36 protein-coding genes are annotated in these 19,687 nt (G+C 50.5%); 2 read left to right on the forward strand and 34 right to left on the reverse strand.

What is annotated here, in order from left to right:
- Nucleotides 1–3 precede the first annotated feature (3 nt).
- The 21 genes from rplO to rpsJ all read right to left on the reverse strand — a co-directional run bounded on the left by rplO (nt 4) and on the right by rpsJ (nt 9,165).
- Nucleotides 4–438: a 50S ribosomal protein L15 gene (gene rplO / locus E1B03_RS24050; RefSeq protein ID WP_003031132.1), complete on the reverse strand. Its 435-nt coding sequence runs from the start codon at nt 436–438 to the stop codon at nt 4–6.
- Nucleotides 439–441: 3 nt separating this feature from the next.
- Nucleotides 442–621, reverse strand: coding sequence for a 50S ribosomal protein L30 (gene rpmD, locus E1B03_RS24055; protein ID WP_001140434.1), 180 nt, complete (start codon nt 619–621; stop codon nt 442–444).
- Nucleotides 622–624: 3 nt separating this feature from the next.
- Nucleotides 625–1,128 (reverse strand): 30S ribosomal protein S5, encoded by a 504-nt coding sequence (gene rpsE / locus E1B03_RS24060; protein ID WP_003031131.1) that lies wholly within the window; start codon nt 1,126–1,128, stop codon nt 625–627.
- 14 nt (nt 1,129–1,142) lie between these two features.
- Nucleotides 1,143–1,496, reverse strand: a complete 354-nt coding sequence (gene rplR, locus E1B03_RS24065) for a 50S ribosomal protein L18 (RefSeq protein WP_000358960.1) — start codon at nt 1,494–1,496, stop codon at nt 1,143–1,145.
- Nucleotides 1,497–1,505: 9 nt separating this feature from the next.
- On the reverse strand, nt 1,506–2,039 hold the full coding sequence (gene rplF / locus E1B03_RS24070; protein ID WP_003031129.1) for a 50S ribosomal protein L6: 534 nt from the start codon (nt 2,037–2,039) through the stop codon (nt 1,506–1,508).
- Between the two features lie 12 nt (nt 2,040–2,051).
- Nucleotides 2,052–2,444, reverse strand: a complete 393-nt coding sequence (rpsH, locus tag E1B03_RS24075) for a 30S ribosomal protein S8 (protein WP_003031127.1) — start codon at nt 2,442–2,444, stop codon at nt 2,052–2,054.
- Nucleotides 2,445–2,474: 30 nt separating this feature from the next.
- The gene (gene rpsN / locus E1B03_RS24080) at nt 2,475–2,780 is read right to left on the reverse strand and encodes a 30S ribosomal protein S14 (RefSeq protein WP_003031125.1); all 306 of its coding nucleotides are present in this window, start codon (nt 2,778–2,780) and stop codon (nt 2,475–2,477) included.
- A gap of 14 nt (nt 2,781–2,794) precedes the next feature.
- The gene (gene rplE, locus E1B03_RS24085) at nt 2,795–3,334 is read right to left on the reverse strand and encodes a 50S ribosomal protein L5 (protein ID WP_003031123.1); all 540 of its coding nucleotides are present in this window, start codon (nt 3,332–3,334) and stop codon (nt 2,795–2,797) included.
- A gap of 14 nt (nt 3,335–3,348) precedes the next feature.
- A complete protein-coding gene (rplX, locus tag E1B03_RS24090; RefSeq protein WP_003031122.1) occupies nt 3,349–3,663 on the reverse strand; it encodes a 50S ribosomal protein L24 in 315 nt (104 codons plus the stop codon).
- Nucleotides 3,664–3,673: 10 nt separating this feature from the next.
- A complete protein-coding gene (rplN, locus tag E1B03_RS24095) occupies nt 3,674–4,045 on the reverse strand; it encodes a 50S ribosomal protein L14 (protein WP_000613954.1) in 372 nt (123 codons plus the stop codon).
- A 163-nt stretch (nt 4,046–4,208) separates the two neighbouring features.
- The gene (rpsQ, locus tag E1B03_RS24100) at nt 4,209–4,463 is read right to left on the reverse strand and encodes a 30S ribosomal protein S17 (RefSeq protein ID WP_003031120.1); all 255 of its coding nucleotides are present in this window, start codon (nt 4,461–4,463) and stop codon (nt 4,209–4,211) included.
- Nucleotides 4,463–4,654 (reverse strand): 50S ribosomal protein L29, encoded by a 192-nt coding sequence (gene rpmC / locus E1B03_RS24105; protein ID WP_000644742.1) that lies wholly within the window; start codon nt 4,652–4,654, stop codon nt 4,463–4,465. Before rpmC ends, rpsQ begins: the two co-directional genes overlap by 1 nt.
- Complete coding sequence (gene rplP / locus E1B03_RS24110; RefSeq protein WP_000941208.1) at nt 4,654–5,064, reverse strand: 50S ribosomal protein L16; 411 nt, start codon at nt 5,062–5,064, stop codon at nt 4,654–4,656. Before rplP ends, rpmC begins: the two co-directional genes overlap by 1 nt.
- Before the next feature lie 12 nt (nt 5,065–5,076).
- A complete protein-coding gene (gene rpsC, locus E1B03_RS24115; protein WP_000529945.1) occupies nt 5,077–5,778 on the reverse strand; it encodes a 30S ribosomal protein S3 in 702 nt (233 codons plus the stop codon).
- 17 nt (nt 5,779–5,795) lie between these two features.
- Nucleotides 5,796–6,128, reverse strand: a complete 333-nt coding sequence (gene rplV / locus E1B03_RS24120; RefSeq protein ID WP_000448832.1) for a 50S ribosomal protein L22 — start codon at nt 6,126–6,128, stop codon at nt 5,796–5,798.
- Between the two features lie 14 nt (nt 6,129–6,142).
- Entirely contained in the window at nt 6,143–6,421 is a 279-nt protein-coding gene (rpsS, locus tag E1B03_RS24125) for a 30S ribosomal protein S19 (RefSeq protein ID WP_001138115.1), read from the reverse strand.
- Nucleotides 6,422–6,437: 16 nt separating this feature from the next.
- Complete coding sequence (gene rplB / locus E1B03_RS24130; RefSeq protein ID WP_016154746.1) at nt 6,438–7,259, reverse strand: 50S ribosomal protein L2; 822 nt, start codon at nt 7,257–7,259, stop codon at nt 6,438–6,440.
- Between the two features lie 17 nt (nt 7,260–7,276).
- On the reverse strand, nt 7,277–7,579 hold the full coding sequence (rplW, locus tag E1B03_RS24135; protein ID WP_000617546.1) for a 50S ribosomal protein L23: 303 nt from the start codon (nt 7,577–7,579) through the stop codon (nt 7,277–7,279).
- Nucleotides 7,576–8,181: a 50S ribosomal protein L4 gene (rplD, locus tag E1B03_RS24140; RefSeq protein ID WP_003031119.1), complete on the reverse strand. Its 606-nt coding sequence runs from the start codon at nt 8,179–8,181 to the stop codon at nt 7,576–7,578. The genes rplW and rplD overlap by 4 nt, the downstream gene beginning before the upstream one ends.
- Nucleotides 8,182–8,191: 10 nt before the next feature.
- Nucleotides 8,192–8,821 carry a 50S ribosomal protein L3 gene (gene rplC / locus E1B03_RS24145; RefSeq protein ID WP_003031117.1) on the reverse strand — a complete coding sequence of 210 codons (630 nt, stop codon included), beginning with the start codon at nt 8,819–8,821 and terminating at the stop codon, nt 8,192–8,194.
- A gap of 32 nt (nt 8,822–8,853) precedes the next feature.
- Nucleotides 8,854–9,165, reverse strand: a complete 312-nt coding sequence (gene rpsJ, locus E1B03_RS24150; protein ID WP_001181005.1) for a 30S ribosomal protein S10 — start codon at nt 9,163–9,165, stop codon at nt 8,854–8,856.
- 379 nt (nt 9,166–9,544) lie between these two features.
- On the opposite strand from rpsJ, the gene E1B03_RS24155 reads away from it, so the two are divergent.
- Nucleotides 9,545–10,012: a prepilin peptidase gene (locus tag E1B03_RS24155; RefSeq protein WP_133087049.1), complete on the forward strand. Its 468-nt coding sequence runs from the start codon at nt 9,545–9,547 to the stop codon at nt 10,010–10,012.
- Here the strand turns inward: E1B03_RS24155 and bfr are convergent.
- The 11 genes from bfr to fkpA all read right to left on the reverse strand — a co-directional run bounded on the left by bfr (nt 10,009) and on the right by fkpA (nt 18,216).
- Nucleotides 10,009–10,485 (reverse strand): bacterioferritin, encoded by a 477-nt coding sequence (bfr, locus tag E1B03_RS24160; protein WP_003031113.1) that lies wholly within the window; start codon nt 10,483–10,485, stop codon nt 10,009–10,011. The genes E1B03_RS24155 and bfr overlap by 4 nt on opposite strands.
- Before the next feature lie 71 nt (nt 10,486–10,556).
- Nucleotides 10,557–10,751: a bacterioferritin-associated ferredoxin gene (gene bfd, locus E1B03_RS24165; RefSeq protein ID WP_003031111.1), complete on the reverse strand. Its 195-nt coding sequence runs from the start codon at nt 10,749–10,751 to the stop codon at nt 10,557–10,559.
- Between the two features lie 185 nt (nt 10,752–10,936).
- Nucleotides 10,937–12,121: an elongation factor Tu gene (gene tuf / locus E1B03_RS24170; protein ID WP_003031109.1), complete on the reverse strand. Its 1,185-nt coding sequence runs from the start codon at nt 12,119–12,121 to the stop codon at nt 10,937–10,939.
- Nucleotides 12,122–12,190: 69 nt separating this feature from the next.
- Entirely contained in the window at nt 12,191–14,305 is a 2,115-nt protein-coding gene (gene fusA, locus E1B03_RS24175) for an elongation factor G (RefSeq protein WP_003023659.1), read from the reverse strand.
- Between the two features lie 96 nt (nt 14,306–14,401).
- The gene (gene rpsG, locus E1B03_RS24180) at nt 14,402–14,872 is read right to left on the reverse strand and encodes a 30S ribosomal protein S7 (protein WP_016154763.1); all 471 of its coding nucleotides are present in this window, start codon (nt 14,870–14,872) and stop codon (nt 14,402–14,404) included.
- Between the two features lie 95 nt (nt 14,873–14,967).
- Nucleotides 14,968–15,342: a 30S ribosomal protein S12 gene (rpsL, locus tag E1B03_RS24185; RefSeq protein WP_003023654.1), complete on the reverse strand. Its 375-nt coding sequence runs from the start codon at nt 15,340–15,342 to the stop codon at nt 14,968–14,970.
- Nucleotides 15,343–15,467: 125 nt separating this feature from the next.
- A complete protein-coding gene (tusB, locus tag E1B03_RS24190) occupies nt 15,468–15,755 on the reverse strand; it encodes a sulfurtransferase complex subunit TusB (protein ID WP_103769619.1) in 288 nt (95 codons plus the stop codon).
- Nucleotides 15,756–15,762: 7 nt separating this feature from the next.
- A complete protein-coding gene (gene tusC / locus E1B03_RS24195; RefSeq protein WP_079938085.1) occupies nt 15,763–16,122 on the reverse strand; it encodes a sulfurtransferase complex subunit TusC in 360 nt (119 codons plus the stop codon).
- Nucleotides 16,122–16,508, reverse strand: a complete 387-nt coding sequence (gene tusD, locus E1B03_RS24200; RefSeq protein ID WP_103769618.1) for a sulfurtransferase complex subunit TusD — start codon at nt 16,506–16,508, stop codon at nt 16,122–16,124. The genes tusC and tusD overlap by 1 nt, the downstream gene beginning before the upstream one ends.
- Nucleotides 16,508–17,230, reverse strand: coding sequence for a helix-turn-helix transcriptional regulator (locus E1B03_RS24205; RefSeq protein WP_003023643.1), 723 nt, complete (start codon nt 17,228–17,230; stop codon nt 16,508–16,510). The genes tusD and E1B03_RS24205 overlap by 1 nt, the downstream gene beginning before the upstream one ends.
- Nucleotides 17,231–17,397: 167 nt before the next feature.
- Complete coding sequence (gene fkpA / locus E1B03_RS24210; RefSeq protein ID WP_103769617.1) at nt 17,398–18,216, reverse strand: FKBP-type peptidyl-prolyl cis-trans isomerase; 819 nt, start codon at nt 18,214–18,216, stop codon at nt 17,398–17,400.
- A 232-nt stretch (nt 18,217–18,448) separates the two neighbouring features.
- Between fkpA and E1B03_RS24215 the strand changes: the two genes are divergently transcribed.
- On the forward strand, nt 18,449–18,667 hold the full coding sequence (locus E1B03_RS24215) for a protein SlyX (protein ID WP_003023639.1): 219 nt from the start codon (nt 18,449–18,451) through the stop codon (nt 18,665–18,667).
- A 113-nt stretch (nt 18,668–18,780) separates the two neighbouring features.
- Here E1B03_RS24215 and slyD read toward each other — a convergent pair whose 3' ends face one another.
- Nucleotides 18,781–19,386: a peptidylprolyl isomerase gene (gene slyD / locus E1B03_RS24220; protein WP_003023634.1), complete on the reverse strand. Its 606-nt coding sequence runs from the start codon at nt 19,384–19,386 to the stop codon at nt 18,781–18,783.
- Between the two features lie 94 nt (nt 19,387–19,480).
- On the reverse strand, nt 19,481–19,681 hold the full coding sequence (locus E1B03_RS24225) for a YheV family putative zinc ribbon protein (RefSeq protein WP_016154768.1): 201 nt from the start codon (nt 19,679–19,681) through the stop codon (nt 19,481–19,483).
- Nucleotides 19,682–19,687 lie beyond the last annotated feature (6 nt).

Genomic DNA, 19,687 nt, shown 5'->3' on the forward strand with positions numbered 1-19,687 from the left:
TACTTATTCCTCGATTTTACCGCCAGCAGCTTCGATAGCAGCACGAGCGCCTTTAGTAACACGCAGGCCACGAACAGTTACCGGAGTAGTTACTTCACCAGCCAGGATCACTTTCGCGAACTCGATCTGGATACCGATAATGTTAGCTGCTTTCAGCGTGTTCAGGTCTACAACACCGCCTTCAACTTTAGCCAGGTCAGACAGACGAACTTCGGCTGTAATCGCTGCTTTACGTGAAGTGAAGCCGAATTTCGGCAGACGACGGTACAGAGGCATCTGACCACCCTCGAAACCGCGACGTACGCCACCGCCAGAACGAGACTTCTGACCTTTGTGACCACGACCACCGGTTTTACCGAGGCCAGAACCGATACCACGACCCAGGCGGCGAGCCGCTTTTTTAGAGCCTTCGGCCGGAGACAGAGTATTTAAACGCATCTCTTACTCCTCAACTTTAACCATGAAGGAAACCGCGTTGACCATACCACGAACAGCAGGAGTATCCTCGCGCTCTACGGTGTGACCAATACGACGCAGACCCAGGCCAAGCAGCGTTGCCTTGTGTTTCGGCAGACGACCGATTGCACTGCGGGTTTGAGTAATTTTAATAGTCTTTGCCATGGTTTATTTCCCCAGAATTTCTTCAACGGATTTACCACGCTTGGCAGCGACCATTTCCGGAGATTTCATATTTTCCAGACCATCGATAGTTGCACGAACCACGTTAATCGGGTTAGTGGAACCATACGCTTTAGCCAGAACGTTACGAACTCCAGCGACTTCCAGAACGGCGCGCATTGCACCACCGGCGATGATACCGGTACCTTCGGAAGCCGGCTGCATGAATACACGAGAACCCGTGTGAGTACCCTTAACCGGGTGCTGCAGGGTGCCGTGGTTCAGCGCGACGTTAATCATATTGCGACGGGCTTTTTCCATCGCTTTCTGGATCGCTGCTGGAACTTCACGCGCTTTACCGTAACCAAAACCAACGCGACCGTTACCATCACCAACTACAGTCAGAGCTGTGAAGGAGAAAATACGACCACCTTTAACGGTTTTAGATACGCGGTTAACCGCGATCAGCTTTTCCTGCAGTTCGCCAGCTTGTTTTTCGATGTGAGCCATCTTACACCTCTACCTTAGAACTGAAGGCCAGCTTCACGGGCAGCATCTGCCAGTGCCTGGACACGACCATGATATTGGAACCCGGAACGGTCAAAAGAAACATCTTTGATGCCTTTTTCCAGAGCGCGTTCAGCAACAGCTTTACCTACAGCTGCAGCAGCGTCTTTGTTACCGGTGTACTTCAATTGTTCAGCGATAGCTTTTTCTACAGTAGAAGCAGCTACCAGAACTTCAGAACCGTTCGGTGCAATTACCTGTGCGTAAATATGACGCGGGGTACGATGTACCACCAGGCGAGTTGCACCCAGCTCCTGGAGCTTGCGGCGTGCGCGGGTCGCACGACGGATACGAGCAGATTTCTTATCCATAGTGTTACCTTACTTCTTCTTAGCCTCTTTGGTACGCACGACTTCGTCGGCGTAACGAACACCCTTGCCTTTATAAGGCTCAGGACGACGGTAGGCGCGCAGATCTGCTGCAACCTGACCGATCAGCTGTTTATCAGCGCCTTTCAGCACGATTTCAGTCTGAGACGGACATTCTGCAGTGATTCCCGCAGGCAGCTGATGGTCAACTGGGTGAGAGAAACCTAAAGCCAGGTTTACTACATTCCCTTTAACCGCTGCACGATAACCTACACCAACCAGCTGAAGCTTCTTAGTGAAGCCTTCGGTAACACCGACAACCATTGCATTCAGCAGGGCACGCGCGGTACCAGCCTGAGCCCATCCATCTGCGTAACCATCACGCGGACCGAAGGTCAGTGCATTATCTGCATGATTTACTGCAACAGCATCGTTGAGAGTACGAGTCAGCTCGCCGTTTTTACCTTTGATCGTAATAACCTGACCGTTGATTTTTACATCAACGCCGGCAGGAATAACGACCGGTGCTTTAGCAACACGAGACATTTTTTCCTCCGATTAGGCTACGTAGCAGATAATTTCGCCACCAAGACCAGCCTGGCGCGCTGCACGATCAGTCATAACACCTTTAGAGGTAGAAACAACTGCGATACCCATGCCAGCCATAACTTTCGGCAGCTCGTCTTTACGCTTATAAATGCGCAGACCTGGGCGACTGACACGCTGAATGCTTTCTACAACAGCTTTACCCTGGAAATACTTAAGAGTAAGTTCCAGTTCCGGCTTGGTGTCGCCTTCAACTTTAAAATCTTCAATAAAACCTTCTTCCTTCAGCACGTTGGCAATTGCCACTTTCAGCTTGGAGGAAGGCATGGTGACCGCAGCTTTATTCGCGGCCTGACCGTTACGGATACGGGTCAGCATATCCGCGATCGGATCTTGCATGCTCATCTGTCTTTACTCCCGTGATTCAATTGGTAATTACCAGCTAGCCTTTTTCAAGCCTGGTACTTCACCGCGCATGGCGGCTTCACGCAGTTTGATACGGCTCAACCCGAACTTGCCCACATAGCCATGCGGACGACCTGTTTGACGGCAGCGGTTACGCTGACGGGACGGGCTGGAATCACGCGGCAGAGACTGCAGCTTGAGAACTGCGTTCCAACGATCTTCGTCGGTCGCGTTCACATCAGAGATAATAGCTTTCAGTTCAGCGCGTTTTGCGAAGTACTTATCAGCTAAAGCTACGCGCTTTACTTCGCGTGCTTTCATTGATTGCTTAGCCATTCAGTAACCCTACCTTACTTGCGGAACGGGAAGTCAAAGGCAGCCAGCAGAGCACGGCCTTCTTCATCAGATTTCGCAGTAGTGGTAATGGTAATATCCAAACCACGCACGCGGTCGACTTTATCGTAGTCGATTTCTGGGAAGATGATCTGCTCACGGACACCCATGCTGTAGTTACCACGACCGTCGAAAGACTTAGCGGACAAGCCACGGAAGTCACGGATACGTGGAACAGCAATAGTGATCAGGCGCTCAAAGAACTCCCACATGCGTTCGCCACGCAGAGTTACTTTACAGCCGATCGGATAGCCCTGACGGATTTTGAAGCCTGCAACTGATTTGCGTGCTTTGGTGATCAGCGGTTTTTGACCGGAGATTGCTGTCAGATCAGCTGCTGCGTTATCCAGCAGTTTCTTGTCAGCGATCGCTTCACCAACACCCATGTTCAGGGTGATCTTCTCGACCCGAGGGACTTGCATGACAGAATTGTAGTTAAACTCAGTCATGAGTTTAGCGACTACTTCGTCTTTGTAGTAATCATGCAGTTTCGCCATCGTACTACTCCAAATTACTTGATAGTTTCGCTGTTAGATTTGAAGAAACGGACTTTTTTGCCGTCTTCGAATCTAAAGCCTACACGGTCAGCCTTGCCGGTTGCCGCGTTGAAGATAGCAAGGTTAGAGATCTGAATAGCTGCTTCTTTCTCTACGATGCCGCCTGGTTGGTTCAGGGCCGGAACCGGCTTCTGATGTTTCTTAACCAGGTTGATACCTTCAACAATGACCTTGCCGGAAGACAGGACATTCTTAACTTTACCGCGTTTACCTTTATCTTTACCGGTTAACACGATAACTTCGTCATCACGACGGATCTTCGCTGCCATGATTCGCTCCTTAGAGTACTTCTGGTGCCAGAGAGATAATTTTCATGAACTTCTCGTTACGAAGTTCACGAGTTACCGGCCCAAAAATACGCGTACCGATAGGTTGCTCGCTGTTATTGTTTAAAATAACGCATGCATTACCATCGAAGCGAATGACAGAACCGTCCGGGCGACGAACACCCTTCTTGGTGCGCACCACTACCGCCTTCAGCACATCACCTTTTTTGACCTTACCACGCGGAATTGCTTCCTTGATGGTGATCTTGATGATATCGCCGACGCCTGCGTAGCGACGGTGCGAGCCACCCAGAACCTTGATACACATTACGCGACGTGCACCGGAGTTGTCGGCGACGTTCAGCATAGTCTGTTCTTGGATCATTTTAGTGCTCCGCTAATGTCAACTACTACTGAGACCCGAAAATCAGGTCGTTAAAAAAGCCCCATATCGGGGGCGCGGCATTATAACACCGCTTCAACGATATGGGTAGAAAAAATAAACGGCTCATCGCTGAGCCGTTTATCCGTTGAGAATGCCTACTGTATTACAGAACGGCTTTCTCTACAACGCGAACCAGCGTCCAGGACTTAGTCTTGGACAGCGGACGGCATTCGCGGATTTCAACCACGTCACCAGTACCGCATTCGTTGTTCTCGTCATGTACGTGCAGTTTGGTCGTACGCTTAATGAATTTACCGTAGATCGGGTGTTTCACAAAACGTTCGATAGCAACAACGATGGATTTCTCCATTTTATCGCTAACAACGCGACCTTGCAGAGTACGGATTTTATCGGTCATTACGCACCCGCCTTCTCAGTCAGTAAAGTCTTAACGCGTGCGACGTCACGACGCACTTGCTTCAACAGGTGAGACTGTTGCAGCTGGCCACTTGCAGCCTGCATACGCAGGTTGAACTGCTCACGCAGCAGATTCAGCAGCTCGGTGTTCAGCTCTTCAACACTCTTCTCACGCAGCTCTTTTGCTTTCATTACATCACCGTCTTAGTTACAAAGGTGGTTTTAATCGGCAGTTTCGCTGCTGCCAGCTTGAATGCTTCACGGGCCAGCTCTTCCGGTACGCCGTCCATTTCATACAGGACTTTACCCGGCTGAATCAAGGCAACCCAATACTCCACGTTACCTTTACCTTTACCCATACGCACTGCCAGCGGCTTTTCAGTGATCGGTTTGTCCGGGAATACACGGATCCAGATCTTACCTTGACGCTTAACTGCACGGGTCATAGCACGACGTGCTGCTTCGATCTGACGGGCAGTCAGACGACCACGGCCAACAGCTTTCAGACCGAAGCTGCCGAAGCTAACATCCGCGCCAGCAGCCAGACCGCGGTTACGGCCTTTGTGCATTTTACGGAATTTTGTACGCTTTGGTTGTAACATCAGCGACGCTCCTTATTTACGGCCTTTACGCTGCTGCTTTTTAGGTTGAGCAGCCGGTTTTTCCGGTTGTTCAACAGCAGCCATACCACCCAGGATCTCGCCTTTGAAGATCCATACCTTAACGCCGATTACACCGTAAGTGGTGTGCGCTTCAGAGGTGTTGTAGTCGATGTCAGCACGCAGAGTGTGCAGCGGTACGCGACCTTCGCGGTACCATTCGGTACGTGCGATTTCCGCGCCGCCCAGACGGCCGCTAACTTCAACTTTAATACCTTTAGCGCCCAGACGCATTGCGTTCTGTACAGCACGCTTCATAGCACGACGGAACATAACGCGACGTTCCAGCTGAGAAGTGATGCTGTCAGCAACCAATTTTGCGTCCAGTTCAGGCTTACGCACTTCGGCGATATTGATCTGAGCAGGAACGCCAGCAATATCCGCTACGACTTTGCGCAGTTTTTCTACGTCTTCGCCTTTCTTACCGATAACGATACCCGGGCGAGCGGTGTGAATGGTCACACGGATGCTCTTAGCCGGACGCTCGATAACGATACGAGATACAGACGCTTTCGCCAGTTCCTTAGTCAGGTACTGACGTACTTTAAAATCGCTGTCCAGGTTGTCAGCGAATTCTTTGGTGTTCGCAAACCAGGTTGAGTTCCATGGTTTTACAATACCCAGGCGAATACCATTAGGATGTACTTTCTGACCCATTGCTAGTCTCCAGAGTCTCAGCGATCGGACACAACCACAGTAATGTGGCTGGTGCGCTTCAGGATGCGATCTGCACGACCTTTTGCACGCGGCATAATGCGCTTCATGCTCGGGCCTTCGTCTACGAAAATTTTCGTAACTTTCAGATCGTCAATGTCAGCGCCATCGTTGTGTTCAGCGTTAGCAATGGCAGATTCCAGGACTTTCTTAACCAGTACAGCCGCTTTCTTATTGGTGTAGGTCAGAATATCCAGAGCCTGCGACACTTTCTTACCGCGAATCAGGTCTGCAACAAGGCGAACCTTCTGAGCAGAAGAACGAGCATGGCGATGTTGAGCTAAAGTTTCCATCTCTTCCTCCTACCTTATTTCTTCTTCGCTTTTTTATCAGCAGCGTGGCCGCGATAAGTACGAGTCGGTGCGAATTCACCCAGTTTGTGACCGACCATTTCGTCGGAAACAAATACCGGAACGTGCTGACGACCATTATGGACAGCGATGGTCAAACCGATCATGTTAGGAAAGATCGTTGAACGACGGGACCAAGTGCGCAGGGGCTTCTTGTCTCCGCTTTCCACCGCTTTCTCTACCTTCTTCAGCAAGTGCAGGTCAATAAAAGGACCTTTCTTGAGAGAACGTGGCATGGCTTATCCTCTAAAATTATTTGCTACGGCGACGTACGATGAATTTATCAGTACGCTTGTTGCTGCGGGTCTTCTTACCTTTGGTCTGAACGCCCCACGGAGTTACCGGGTGCTTACCAAAGTTACGACCTTCACCACCACCATGTGGGTGATCGACTGGGTTCATCGCAGTACCGCGAACGGTAGGACGAACACCACGCCAGCGTGCAGCACCTGCTTTACCCAGAACGCGCAGCATATGCTCAGCATTGCCAACTTCGCCCAGAGTTGCACGGCAGTCTGCTTCGACTTTACGCATTTCACCAGAACGCAGACGCAGGGTGACATAAGCACCATCACGAGCAACGATCTGAACGTAAGTACCAGCGGAACGTGCCAGCTGACCGCCTTTACCTGGTTTCATTTCTACGTTATGAACGGTAGAACCAACCGGGATATTGCGCATCGGCAGGGTGTTACCTGCTTTGATTGCAGCATCAACGCCAGATTGAACCTGGTCGCCAGCTTTCAGGCCTTTAGGGGCCAGGATGTAACGGCGTTCACCGTCTTTGTACAGAACCAGCGCGATGTTCGCGGAGCGGTTCGGATCGTACTCAAGACGTTCAACAACTGCCGGGATACCGTCTTTGTTGCGTTTGAAGTCAACAATACGATAAGCCTGCTTGTGACCACCACCGATGTGACGAGTGGTGATGCGGCCATTGTTGTTACGACCACCGGATTTGCTGTTTTTTTCAACCAGCGGAGCAAAAGGTTTGCCCTTGTGCAGCTCTGGGTTGACCACTTTAACAACGTGGCGACGACCCGGAGATGTCGGTTTACATTTAACAACTGCCATTGTATTACTCCTCCGACTTACTCAGCGCCGCCGACGAAGTCCAGATTCTGGCCTTCCTTCAGGGTGACGTAAGCTTTTTTCCAGTCGCTACGACGACCGATACGCTGTCCGTGACGTTTAACTTTCCCTTTAACTACCAGGGTGTTAACGACTTCGACTTCGACTTCAAACAGTTTCTGCACAGCAGCTTTGATTTCTGCTTTGGTCGCGTCTTTAGCAACTTTGAGAACGATGGTGTTAGTTTTTTCCATCGCAGTAGACGCTTTTTCAGAAACGTGCGGTGCGCGCAGCACTTTCAGCAGACGTTCTTCACGAATCATGCCAGCATCTCCTCAACTTGCTTAACAGCATCAGCAGTCATTACGACTTTGTCGAAGGCGATCAGGCTAACCGGGTCGATACCAGTTGCATCGCGTACGTCAACCTTGTGCAGGTTGCGCGCAGCCAGGAACAGGTTTTCGTCCAGCTCACCGGTGATGATCAGCACATCTTCCAGAGCCATGTCTTTCAGTTTCTGTGCCAGCAGCTTAGTTTTAGGCGCTTCAACAGAGAATGATTCGACAACGATCAGACGATCCTGACGTACCAGTTCGGACAGAATGCTTTTCAGCGCGCCGCGGTACATCTTTTTGTTAACTTTTTGACTGTGGTCCTGTGGACGAGCAGCGAAGGTCACACCACCTGAACGCCAGATCGGGCTCTTGATAGAACCTGAACGCGCACGGCCGGTACCTTTCTGGCGCCACGGCTTTTTGCCTGAACCAGTTACTTCAGCACGAGTCTTCTGAGCACGAGTACCCTGACGAGCACCAGCTGCATAAGCAACAACAACCTGGTGAACCAGCGCTTCGTTGAAATCACGACCGAAGGTAGTTTCGGAAACAGTCAGCGCGCTCTGCGCGTCTTTCAATACTAATTCCATTGCTATCCCCTTACGCCTTCACAGCTGGTTTAACGATCAGGTCGCAACCGGTCGCACCCGGAACACCACCTTTAACCAGCAGCAGGTTGCGCTCAGCGTCAACACGTACTACGTCCAGGCTCTGAACGGTTACACGTTCGTTGCCCAGCTGACCTGCCATTTTCTTGCCTTTGAACACTTTGCCCGGAGTCTGGTTCTGACCGATAGAACCCGGAACGCGGTGAGACAAGGAGTTACCGTGAGTAGCGTCCTGGGTACGGAAGTTCCAGCGCTTAACGGTACCAGCGAAACCTTTACCTTTAGAGGTACCGGTTACGTCAACTTTTTTAACGTCAGCAAACAGTTCAACGCTAATGTTCTGACCAACGGTGTATTCTTCACCATCTGCCAGACGGAACTCCCACAGGCCGCGGCCAGCTTCTACGCCAGCTTTAGCAAAGTGGCCAGCTTCCGGCTTAGTTACGCGGTTAGCTTTTTTAGCACCGGTGGTAACCTGAACAGCGCGATAGCCATCGTTAGCCAGATCTTTAACCTGAGTAACGCGGTTTGCTTCAACTTCGATAACGGTTACTGGGATAGATACGCCATCTTCAGTGAAGATGCGGGTCATACCCACTTTTTTACCGACTAAACCAATCATTGTATCAACCTCTCAATCGCTCGATGACCTGATTAACCCAGGCTGATCTGCACGTCTACACCGGCAGCCAGGTCCAGACGCATCAGAGCATCAACGGTTTTTTCAGTTGGCTCAACGATGTCAACCAGACGCTTGTGAGTACGGATCTCGTACTGATCACGCGCGTCTTTGTTGACGTGCGGGGAGATCAGAACGGTGAAACGCTCTTTGCGGGTCGGCAGCGGGATCGGACCACGAACCTGCGCACCAGTGCGCTTGGCAGTCTCGACGATTTCCGCGGTTGATTGATCGATCAGACGATGATCAAACGCTTTCAAACGGATACGGATTCTTTGGTTCTGCATGAGACCAGAGCTCCAATTATTTTATAGACGAAATAGTTACTCCTCAAACCCATTACGATTGATGGGAGAGTGTAACCGTTCTTACAGAGTTCCCCGATTGGGAACATTGTCTGGTATTGCTTTCGCAGTACCGGTGGCTCATATCGAACCGCTGTCAATATTAGACAAGCCCGCGCATTATACGTAAATCTCAGTCTTAAGCAAGTGCCGTGTAGAAATTAATCACCCGTTCAAAAATGCGCGCGCCCTTCCAGTCTGAGTGTATGCACTATGGCGTAGCGTTTTTTCCGTGGAAGGGAGCTTACATAACCCACATCCCGAACTTGTAAGGTCGCCGGATTTACCCGAGGGTGGTTTCTTTGCCAGACGAGGCCTACCTATGTACATCGACCTCCCCTTTCTCCTGATTTATGTTTCCTTATCAGGGCTGCTCTTAGTTCATGATTTACGCACCGGATTGTTGCCCGACAAATTTACCTGCCCTCTTTTATGGGGTGGTCTTATTTATCATCAGTACTGCAGACCGGCGCAGTTATCCGACGCGCTTTGGGGTGCCGTAGCGGGTTATGGGGTATTTGCTTTGTTCTACTGGGGGTATCGTCTGATATGCCGTCAGGAAGGATTAGGCTTTGGTGATGTCAAATTTCTTGCCGCGCTAGGCGCATGGCATCGCTGGGAATCATTGCCCCTGCTGGTTTTACTCGCCGCAGGCATGGCCTGTTGCCTCACCGGAATTTCCTGCGTCAGGTACGGGAGTCAGATACTAAAAAACCCGCTGCCATTTGGGCCATATCTGGCGGCTGCGGGTTTTGTTATTGGCCTGGTAAATGTGATACAGGGCGGTTAGTCGCTGACTTTAATTTGCGATTGCAGATAGTTTTGCAAACCAAGTTTTGCAATCAGGTCCAGCTCTGTTTCGAGCCAGTCAATATGCCCTTCTTCTTCAGTCAGGATCTCGATCATCATATCCCGGCTGACATAGTCATGAACGCTATCGGCGTAAGCAATGGCTTCACGTAAATCTTTAGCGCCATCGAGTTCGAGTCGAAGATCGGATTGCAGCATCTCTTCAACGTCTTCGCCTATACCCAACTTACCAAGATCCTGTAAGTTTGGGAGCCCTTCTAAGAATAAAATACGCTCGATATATTTATCAGCGTGTTTCATCTCATCGATAGATTCATGGTACTCAACATCATTGAGGCGAGTCAGTCCCCAGTTTTTAAACATACGAGCATGGAGAAAATACTGGTTGATTGCGACAAGCTCATTTCCCAATAGTTTATTGAGATAATTTATGATTTTAACATCACCTTTCATTTTATAGTCCCTCCGCTTCCACTCTTAGAGCGTAGATGGGGCTACAGGGATGTCAAAAAAAAGAGTGTGACTTAGGCGATCTCTTTAAATTCTGGCATTTGCGTTAATTCATCCTGCATGACTTCGCGGGCAGCACGAATACACTTACCGCATTGATTTCCAACAGGAATAAATTTACGTAATTGCTGAAAAGACTGAGGATGAAACTGGCGAACAGCCTGACGTATTTTTTTATCACTTATCGCATTACACAAACAAACGTACATGATCGCTCCCGTTCAATTTCCGTGCAAAGTCTAAATGAGAATAGTTATGATTACAATAGCACAACGCTATTTACGCGGCGGGAGAATGAATAAAAAATGCGAATAAATATGACAACAGCTAAATAGTAGACAGCAAAAAGGGCGCCAAAGCGCCCTTTTTAAGCTCAAAGCTAATTAATTAATAATTAGCTCATTACTTTAGCAACAACGCCCGCACCAACAGTACGGCCGCCTTCACGGATTGCGAAACGCAGACCGTCGTCCATCGCGATTGGGTGGATCAGGGTAACAACCATTTTGATGTTGTCGCCCGGCATTACCATCTCTACGCCTTCCGGCAGTTCGATGGTACCAGTCACGTCAGTAGTACGGAAGTAGAACTGCGGACGGTAGCCTTTGAAGAACGGAGTATGACGGCCGCCTTCGTCTTTGGACAGAATGTACACTTCAGATTCGAATTTGGTGTGCGGCTTGATAGAACCCGGCTTAGCCAGTACCTGACCACGTTCGATTTCTTCACGTTTGATACCACGCAGCAGAACACCAACGTTCTCACCAGCACGGCCTTCGTCCAGCAGTTTGCGGAACATTTCAACGCCAGTACAGGTAGACTTAGCAGTCTCTTTGATACCAACGATTTCAACTTCTTCACCAACTTTGATGATACCGCGCTCTACACGACCGGTAACAACGGTACCACGACCGGAGATGGAGAATACGTCTTCGATAGGCAGCAGGAACGGCTTGTCAATCGCACGCTCTGGTTCTGGGATGTAAGAATCCAGGAAGCCAGCCAGTTCGATGATTTTCGCTTCCCACTCTGCTTCGCCTTCCAGCGCTTTCAGAGCAGAACCACGAACGATCGGAGTGTCGTCGCCCGGGAAATCGTACTGAGACAGAAGTTCACGAACTTCCATTTCTACCAGTTCCAGCAGCTCTTCGTCATCAACCATGTCGCATTTGTTCAGGAACACGATGATGTACGGAACGCCTACCTGACGACCCAGCAGGATGTGCTCACGAGTCTGCGGCATCGGGCCGTCAGTCGCAGCAACAACCAGGATCGCGCCGTCCATCTGCGCAGCACCGGTGATCATGTTTTTAACATAGTCGGCGTGGCCCGGGCAGTCTACGTGTGCGTAGTGGCGAGTCGGGGTGTCATATTCAACGTGAGAAGTGTTGATGGTGATACCACGAGCTTTTTCTTCCGGCGCGTTATCGATCTGGTCGAATGCACGAGCAGCACCGCCGTAGGTTTTAGCCAGTACGGTAGTGATTGCAGCGGTCAGGGTAGTTTTACCGTGGTCAACGTGGCCGATGGTGCCGACGTTAACGTGCGGTTTTGTACGTTCAAATTTTTCTTTAGACACGGCTATATTCCTTACTATAGTGCTCTCCCCTTTGGAGAGAGCACGGGACTTAGGTTTTAATCCTGTGGCTTATTTACCACGGGCTTCAATAACGGCCTGAGCAACGTTGTTCGGCGCATCGTCGTACTTCAGGAACTCCATGGAGTAAGAAGCACGGCCTTTGGTCAGAGAACGCAGCTGGGTTGCATATCCGAACATTTCAGACAGCGGAACTTCAGCGTGGATCACAACGCCAGTGACGTTGGATTCCTGACCACGAAGCATACCACGACGGCGGCTCAAGTCACCGATAACGTCACCGGTGTTCTCTTCCGGAGTCTCTACTTCAACCTTCATGATAGGCTCAAGCAGAACTGGTTTCGCTTTCTTAAAGCCATCTTTGAAGGCGATAGAAGCGGCCAGTTTAAACGCCAGCTCAGAGGAGTCAACGTCATGGTAAGAACCGAAGTGCAGACGCACGCCCAGATCAACAACCGGGTAACCAGCCAGCGGGCCAGATTTCAGCTGTTCCTGGATGCCTTTATCAACGGCCGGGATGTATTCGCCAGGAATTACACCACCTTTGATGTCGTTGATGAACTCGTAGCCTTTCGGGTTTGAACCCGGCTCCAGCGGGTACATGTCGATAACAACATGACCGTACTGACCGCGACCACCAGACTGCTTAGCGTGTTTACCTTCGATATCGGTAACTTTCGCGCGAATCGCTTCACGGTAAGCAACCTGAGGTTTACCGACGTTCGCTTCAACGTTGAATTCACGCTTCATACGGTCAACGATGATGTCGAGGTGCAGCTCACCCATACCGGCGATAATGGTCTGGTTAGATTCTTCGTCAGTCCAAACGCGGAATGACGGGTCTTCTTTAGCCAGACGGCCCAGAGCCAGACCCATTTTTTCCTGGTCAGCTTTGGTTTTCGGTTCTACCGCGATGGAAATTACCGGCTCAGGGAATTCCATACGTTCCAGAATGATCGGGTGATCCGGGTCACACAGAGTGTCACCAGTGGTCACGTCTTTCAGACCGATAGCAGCAGCGATATCGCCCGCGCGAACTTCTTTGATCTCTTCACGTTTGTTAGCGTGCATCTGTACGATACGGCCAAAACGCTCGCGTGCAGTTTTCACTGAGTTCAGGATGGTGTCACCGGAGTTAACCACACCAGAGTACACGCGGAAGAAGGTCAGGTTACCCACGAACGGGTCGGTAGCGATTTTGAATGCCAGAGCAGCAAACGGCTCATCATCGCTAGCGTGACGCTCAGCCGGAGTATCTTTACCGTCGTCCAGAATACCGTTGATCGCAGGTACGTCGACTGGGGATGGCAGGTAATCAATTACCGCATCCAGCATCGCCTGAACACCTTTGTTCTTGAACGCAGAACCACAGGTTACCAGGATGATTTCGTTGTTCAGAACGCGCTGACGCAGAGCTTTTTTGATCTCTTCTTCAGTCAGTTCTTCACCACCCAGGTATTTCTCCATCAGCTCTTCTGAAGCTTCTGCAGCGGACTCGATCAGGTTCTGGTGCCATTCTTCAGCCAGTTCCTGCATGTCAGCCGGGATATCTTCATAAGTGAAGGTTACGCCTGCGTCTTCTTCGTTCCAGTTGATGGCTTTCATTTTCACCAGGTCAACAACACCGGTGAACGCTTCTTCAGCGCCAATTGCCAGCTGCAGCGGAACAGGGTTCGCGCCCAGACGGGTTTTGATCTGACCAACAACTTTCAGGAAGTTCGCACCCATACGGTCCATTTTGTTAACGAACGCAATGCGTGGAACTTTATATTTGTTTGCCTGACGCCATACGGTTTCAGACTGAGGCTGAACACCACCAACTGCGCAGTAAACCATTACTGCACCATCAAGCACACGCATGGAACGTTCTACTTCGATAGTGAAGTCAACGTGCCCCGGGGTGTCGATGATGTTTACGCGATGCGGTTCATACTGCTTAGCCATACCAGACCAGAATGCAGTAGTCGCTGCGGAGGTGATAGTAATACCACGCTCCTGCTCCTGTTCCATCCAGTCCATGGTGGCTGCGCCGTCATGAACTTCACCGATTTTATGGTTTACACCGGTGTAGAACAGAATACGTTCGGTAGTAGTGGTTTTACCGGCGTCGATGTGCGCACTGATACCGATGTTACGGTAGCGCGCGATGGGTGTTGTACGAGCCATTTGATTCCTCGTTTATCTTTTAGGCGTTCAATTTAAGTAGCCCAAAGCGGGCTGCTTACTGGAAGCGCCCGCCTGGTGACTAAAACTCCGAAGGGATTACCAACGGTAGTGTGCGAACGCCTTGTTGGCTTCTGCCATACGGTGAACGTCTTCACGTTTCTTAACTGCAGTACCTTTGTTTTCTGCAGCATCAGAAAGTTCGTTCGCCAGGCGCAGAGCCATGGATTTATCACCGCGTTTACGAGCAGCTTCAACGATCCAACGCATTGCCAGGGCATTACGACGAACCGGACGGACTTCAACTGGAACCTGATAAGTAGAACCACCAACGCGGCGAGACTTAACTTCGACAGTCGGACGCACGTTTTCAAGGGCTACTTCAAAAGCTTCCAGGCCATCTTTACCAGAACGCTGAGCCAGGGTCTCCAGCGCGCTGTATACGATGGTTTCTGCAGTAGATTTTTTACCATCTACCATCAGGATATTTACAAATTTAGCCAGCAGCTCTGATCCGAACTTAGGATCCGGCAGAATTTTACGCTGACCAATGACGCGACGACGTGGCATGGGAATACTCCGTTGTTAATTCAGGATTGTCCAAAACTCTACGAGTTTAGTTTGACATTAATATAAAACGTTTGGCCTTACTTAACGGAGAACCATTAAGCCTTAGGACGTTTCACGCCATACTTGGAGCGTGATTGCTTACGGTCTTTAACGCCGGAGCAGTCAAGCGCACCGCGAACGGTGTGGTAACGAACACCCGGGAGGTCTTTTACACGACCGCCACGGATCAGGATCACGGAGTGCTCCTGCAGGTTGTGACCTTCACCACCGATGTAGGAAGTCACTTCAAAACCGTTAGTCAAACGCACACGGCATACTTTACGCAGTGCGGAGTTTGGTTTTTTAGGAGTGGTAGTATATACACGAGTACATACGCCACGTTTCTGCGGGCATGCTTCCAGTGCAGGCACGTTGCTCTTTGCAACTTTGCGTGCGCGTGGTTTGCGTACCAGCTGGTTAACTGTTGCCATTAAATAGCTCCTGGTTGTAGCTTTCGCTTCGTAAACACGTAATAAAACGACCTCATACAATATGAGGACGCAGAATTTTAGGTCGGTGTCGAAAAGGTGTCAAGAAATATACAACGATCCCACAATTACCAGGACATCTGGCTGGGATGCTTCACCGTAAGTCTGACGAAGTCAGTATAGCTAACCCTGACGACACTGTCTGAAATTTGACCATCTAAGCCGCGAGCTTTAACGTCTTCTTCCAGTACATAGACCTTAATGGAGGCACTTTGCAGACTTTCAAGGAAACGGCTTCCTTCTATTGCTGCGGTCACGCCATCCTGGAGCAATAAAAGTTCATCGTCTTTATCAATCAGGCGAAGAAGAGAGGAGAAATCGGTAAGCCACGCGGAGCGATGTAGTGTGTGCAGCATGAGTATCTCAAAACCTTAAAATGACGTCATAGTTGCCTAGCTCACGGCGTAAATCCTCTGGTTCTAACGCTGTCGCATCGACCACAAAATTAACACCCTGCTGGAGACCCCGTTCACGTAATGAGGCGGCACAAAGCCAACATTGCTCGATATCGTACAACCCTAACAGCTTGAAGGTTGAGATATAGTCCCGCGCCAGCACAACATCCGGCTGTTGTCCCTGGAGGATTTGAAAAACGCCATCGCCGATAAAAAATACGCCGAGGTCTTCCGTTAGGGCCGATGTCGCCAGTAAGGCATCTAACCCTTCACGGCCTGACGCGCTGCCGTGCGGCACGGTAGAAAAGACAAACGCAACACGTTTCATTAAAACTGCACCACGCGATCGCAGGTCAAGGACGCCTCAGCCAGCGAACCCAGCCCGCTGAGGTTAAAACCTGATTGTAAATTAGCGCCTGCCAGGCCCAGCCGCGTCGCTTCCGTTTCATCAACTACGCCGCGACGCAACGCCGCCGCCACGCAAATATTCAGCATCACGCCATGCTGCTGGTTCAACTGTTGCCAGGCCCGTACCAGATCGTATTCATCACTGGCGGGCGAAGTCAGTAAGTTAGCGTTATACACACCTTCACGATAGAAAAAGACGCTGCTTAGCTCATGCCCTTCTTTGAGTAGCGCATGAGCAAATTGCAACGCGCTGCTCGCCTGTTGCGTGCCATAAGCCGGCCCCGTCACCATGATGGCAAAACGCATTACTTGTCTTGCCCCTGGAAATCGCCGCTTTTGAACTGGCGAATATAGAGGTAGACCGTGTGCTTGGAGATGTTCAGCCGATCGGCGACCTGGTTAATGGCATCTTTAATATCGAAGATACCTTTCTCATACAGATTCAGGACAATCTGGCGATTCTTGGCGTTGTTGGAAACATTGCGATCGGCATTCACTTCTTCGATCGTGAACTCCAGCGTTTGGGTCACCAGGTCTTCCACTGAAGAAGCGAAGTTGACGGCAGAACCCACTTCCGGGGTTTCCGGTGGGATAAAGGTATTCATTATCTGCGAGAATGGAACATCAAGGTTCATGTTGATGCACAGCAGACCAATCACGCGATGCTCACGGTTGCGAATAGCAATCGTCACCGACTTCATCAAGACACCGCTTTTCGCACGTGTGAAGTAACACTTCGACACGCTGCTATCCGCACCCGTCATATCATGCAGCATACGCAACGCAAGGTCGGTAATCGGCGAGCCAATTTTGCGGCCCGTGTGTTCACCGTTAGCAATGCGGATAGCCGAGCATTTCAAATCCTGCAAAGAGTGCAATACGATTTCACAATGGGAACCAATGAGCATCGCCAACCCGTCCACAACCGCTTCGTAGGATTTGAGGATATCGAAGTCGGTCTGATCGAAAGGACGTTGATCCAGTAAATCTAGCTCACTGGTTTCGTTGGTTAAAAGCGACCTGGACATGAAAAAAAGCACTCCTTTTCAGGAGCCTGTCGTTATGTTGTCAGGGCAGGCTCATCACTATTATAGGGGCATCTAAAGTAATACAGCGCACAAGGCGCTTTCCAGTATTAATTATATCCTGTCGATAATAAAAAACCGCCGCCCTGTGGGCGGCGGTTTCTGGTCACTTATTTTTTGCTGCTGTCTGCGGCTTTATCTGCCGGTGCAGCATCGGGCTGCGCATCAGCTTTCGGTGCCGGTTTGATGTCTAACAGTTCAACATCAAACACCAGCGTAGAGTTGGCCGGAATGCCCGGTACGCCGGTTTTGCCGTAAGCCAGATCCGGTGGGATAACCAGCTGGATTTTGCCGCCTTTCTTGATGTTTTTCAGGCCTTCAGTCCAGCCCGGGATGACACCGTCAAGACGGAAAGAGAGCGGCTCACCGCGGGTATAAGAGTTATCAAACTCTTTACCATCAATCAGCGTACCTTTGTAGTTGACTACCACGGTATCGCTGTCTTTCGGTGCCGCACCGGTACCTTCTTTCTCTACTTTGTAGATCAGGCCAGTAGCAGAGGTTTTAACGCCTTTCTCTTTAGCGAATTTCTCGCGGTAAACTTTACCTTTGGCTTCGTTGTCGGCCGCGTCTTTTTCCATTTTCGCCTGAGCGGAGCTCTTCACGCGTGCTTCAAACGCCTGCAGAGTTTGTTCGATTTCCTGGTCAGACAGCTTGCTCTTGTCTGCAAACGCATCCTGAACGCCAGCGATCAGCTGATCTTTATCCAGTTTGATGCCCAGTTTCTCCTGCTCTTTCAGAGAGTTTTCCATATAACGACCCAGGGACGCGCCCAGCGCATAAGCGGCTTTTTGGTCGTCATTCTTGAATGCTGCTTTGCTGTCAGCAGTAGCGGCTGGTTTCGCAGCATCAGCAGCGAAGGTGATCGGGGCATGCAGAGCAACAGCCATTGTGGTCGCCAGCAGCGTTACTTTAAACAGTGATTTCATCCATATCTCCAGGGCCGGGGCATCTCACCCCAGGGTTAGCTAACACAAAAATGTACTATAAAGCGTTGTAGAACAAATCAACATACGGGCACGCCCTATTATCACCACTTTTCAGACTCTTTTTGTTTAAATTAGTTTCGTGACCGAAGATTGAGTGCTGTGCAAACAGGCAAAGTTAAGTAGAATTCGCCGCAGTCCGCGATCTGCCGGAGAAAAAAGAAAGAGGTGAATCATGCAGGATACAACAATGGAAACTCGCCTGGCTGAACTGGAAAGTCGCCTGGCATTTCAGGAGATAACCATTGAAGAGCTCAACGTGACGGTGACCGCGCATGAACTGGAAATGGCCAAACTGCGCGACCATTTGCGTTTACTGACGGAAAAGCTCAAAGCAACGCAGCCGTCCCACATTGCATCTCAGTCTGAAGAGACCCCGCCGCCACATTATTGAGACGTAAAAAAAGCGGGGATATCCCCGCTTTTTTGTGCCGGATGACGACGTAAACGTCTTATCCGGCCTACGGTAGACCTGATAAGCGTAGCGCCGTCAGGCAATCATACCGATTAGTGGCAACCGCAGCCGCCGCCGTTACCTTTACCACCACCGCCGCAGCAGCCTTCACCGCCGTGCTCGTGACCGTGGTCGTGACCGTGGCCACCGCAGCAACCGTCATGACCGTGGTCATGATCGTGATCGTGACCGTGCGCACCGTGAACATGGCCGTGAGCCAGTTCTTCTTCGGTCGCTTCGCGGATAGCGACAACTTCTACGTTGAATTTCAGGTTCTGGCCAGCCAGCATGTGGTTACCGTCAACCACTACGTGGTCGTCTTCCACTTCGGTAATTTCTACCGGTACTGGACCCTGGTCAGTTTCAGCCAGGAAACGCATGCCAACCTGCAGTTCGTCAACGCCCATGAAGACGTCTTTAGGAACGCGCTGCACCAGGTTTTCGTCGTACTGACCATATGCGTCGTTTGCGCCAACAGCAACATCGAATTTGTCGCCAACTTCATGACCGTCCAGCGCTGTTTCCAGGCCAGAAATCAGGGAACCGTGACCATGCAGGTAGTCCAGCGGTGCACTCACCGGAGACTCATCAACCAACACACCGTCTTCTGTACGTACCTGATAGGCCAGGCTGACCACCAGGTCCTTTGCTACTTTCATGATATCTCCTGAGCATGGAAAGAATAGTGGCGCAGATTGTAGCGGAATTCTGCACCCGTGTACCCTCTAGCTTAAAAAAAGCTGCGCCATATCGCTAGTCCGGATGAAAAATCCCGATCACTTGCTCTTCTTTGCGAACGTGCTCGCGCGCCTCTTTATCTGCTTCCCGCATCTGATGACCGCACTTAACACACTCAACAATATCGATATTATTTTCGCGCCACATCGCCAGCGTATCCTGCGCCTGGCAGGACGGACATTTTGCGCCTGCAATAAAACGTTTACGAATTGCCATGGTTAC

Origin of the sequence: Citrobacter arsenatis (genome assembly GCF_004353845.1) — a bacterium.
Classification (GTDB): domain Bacteria; phylum Pseudomonadota; class Gammaproteobacteria; order Enterobacterales; family Enterobacteriaceae; genus Citrobacter; species Citrobacter arsenatis.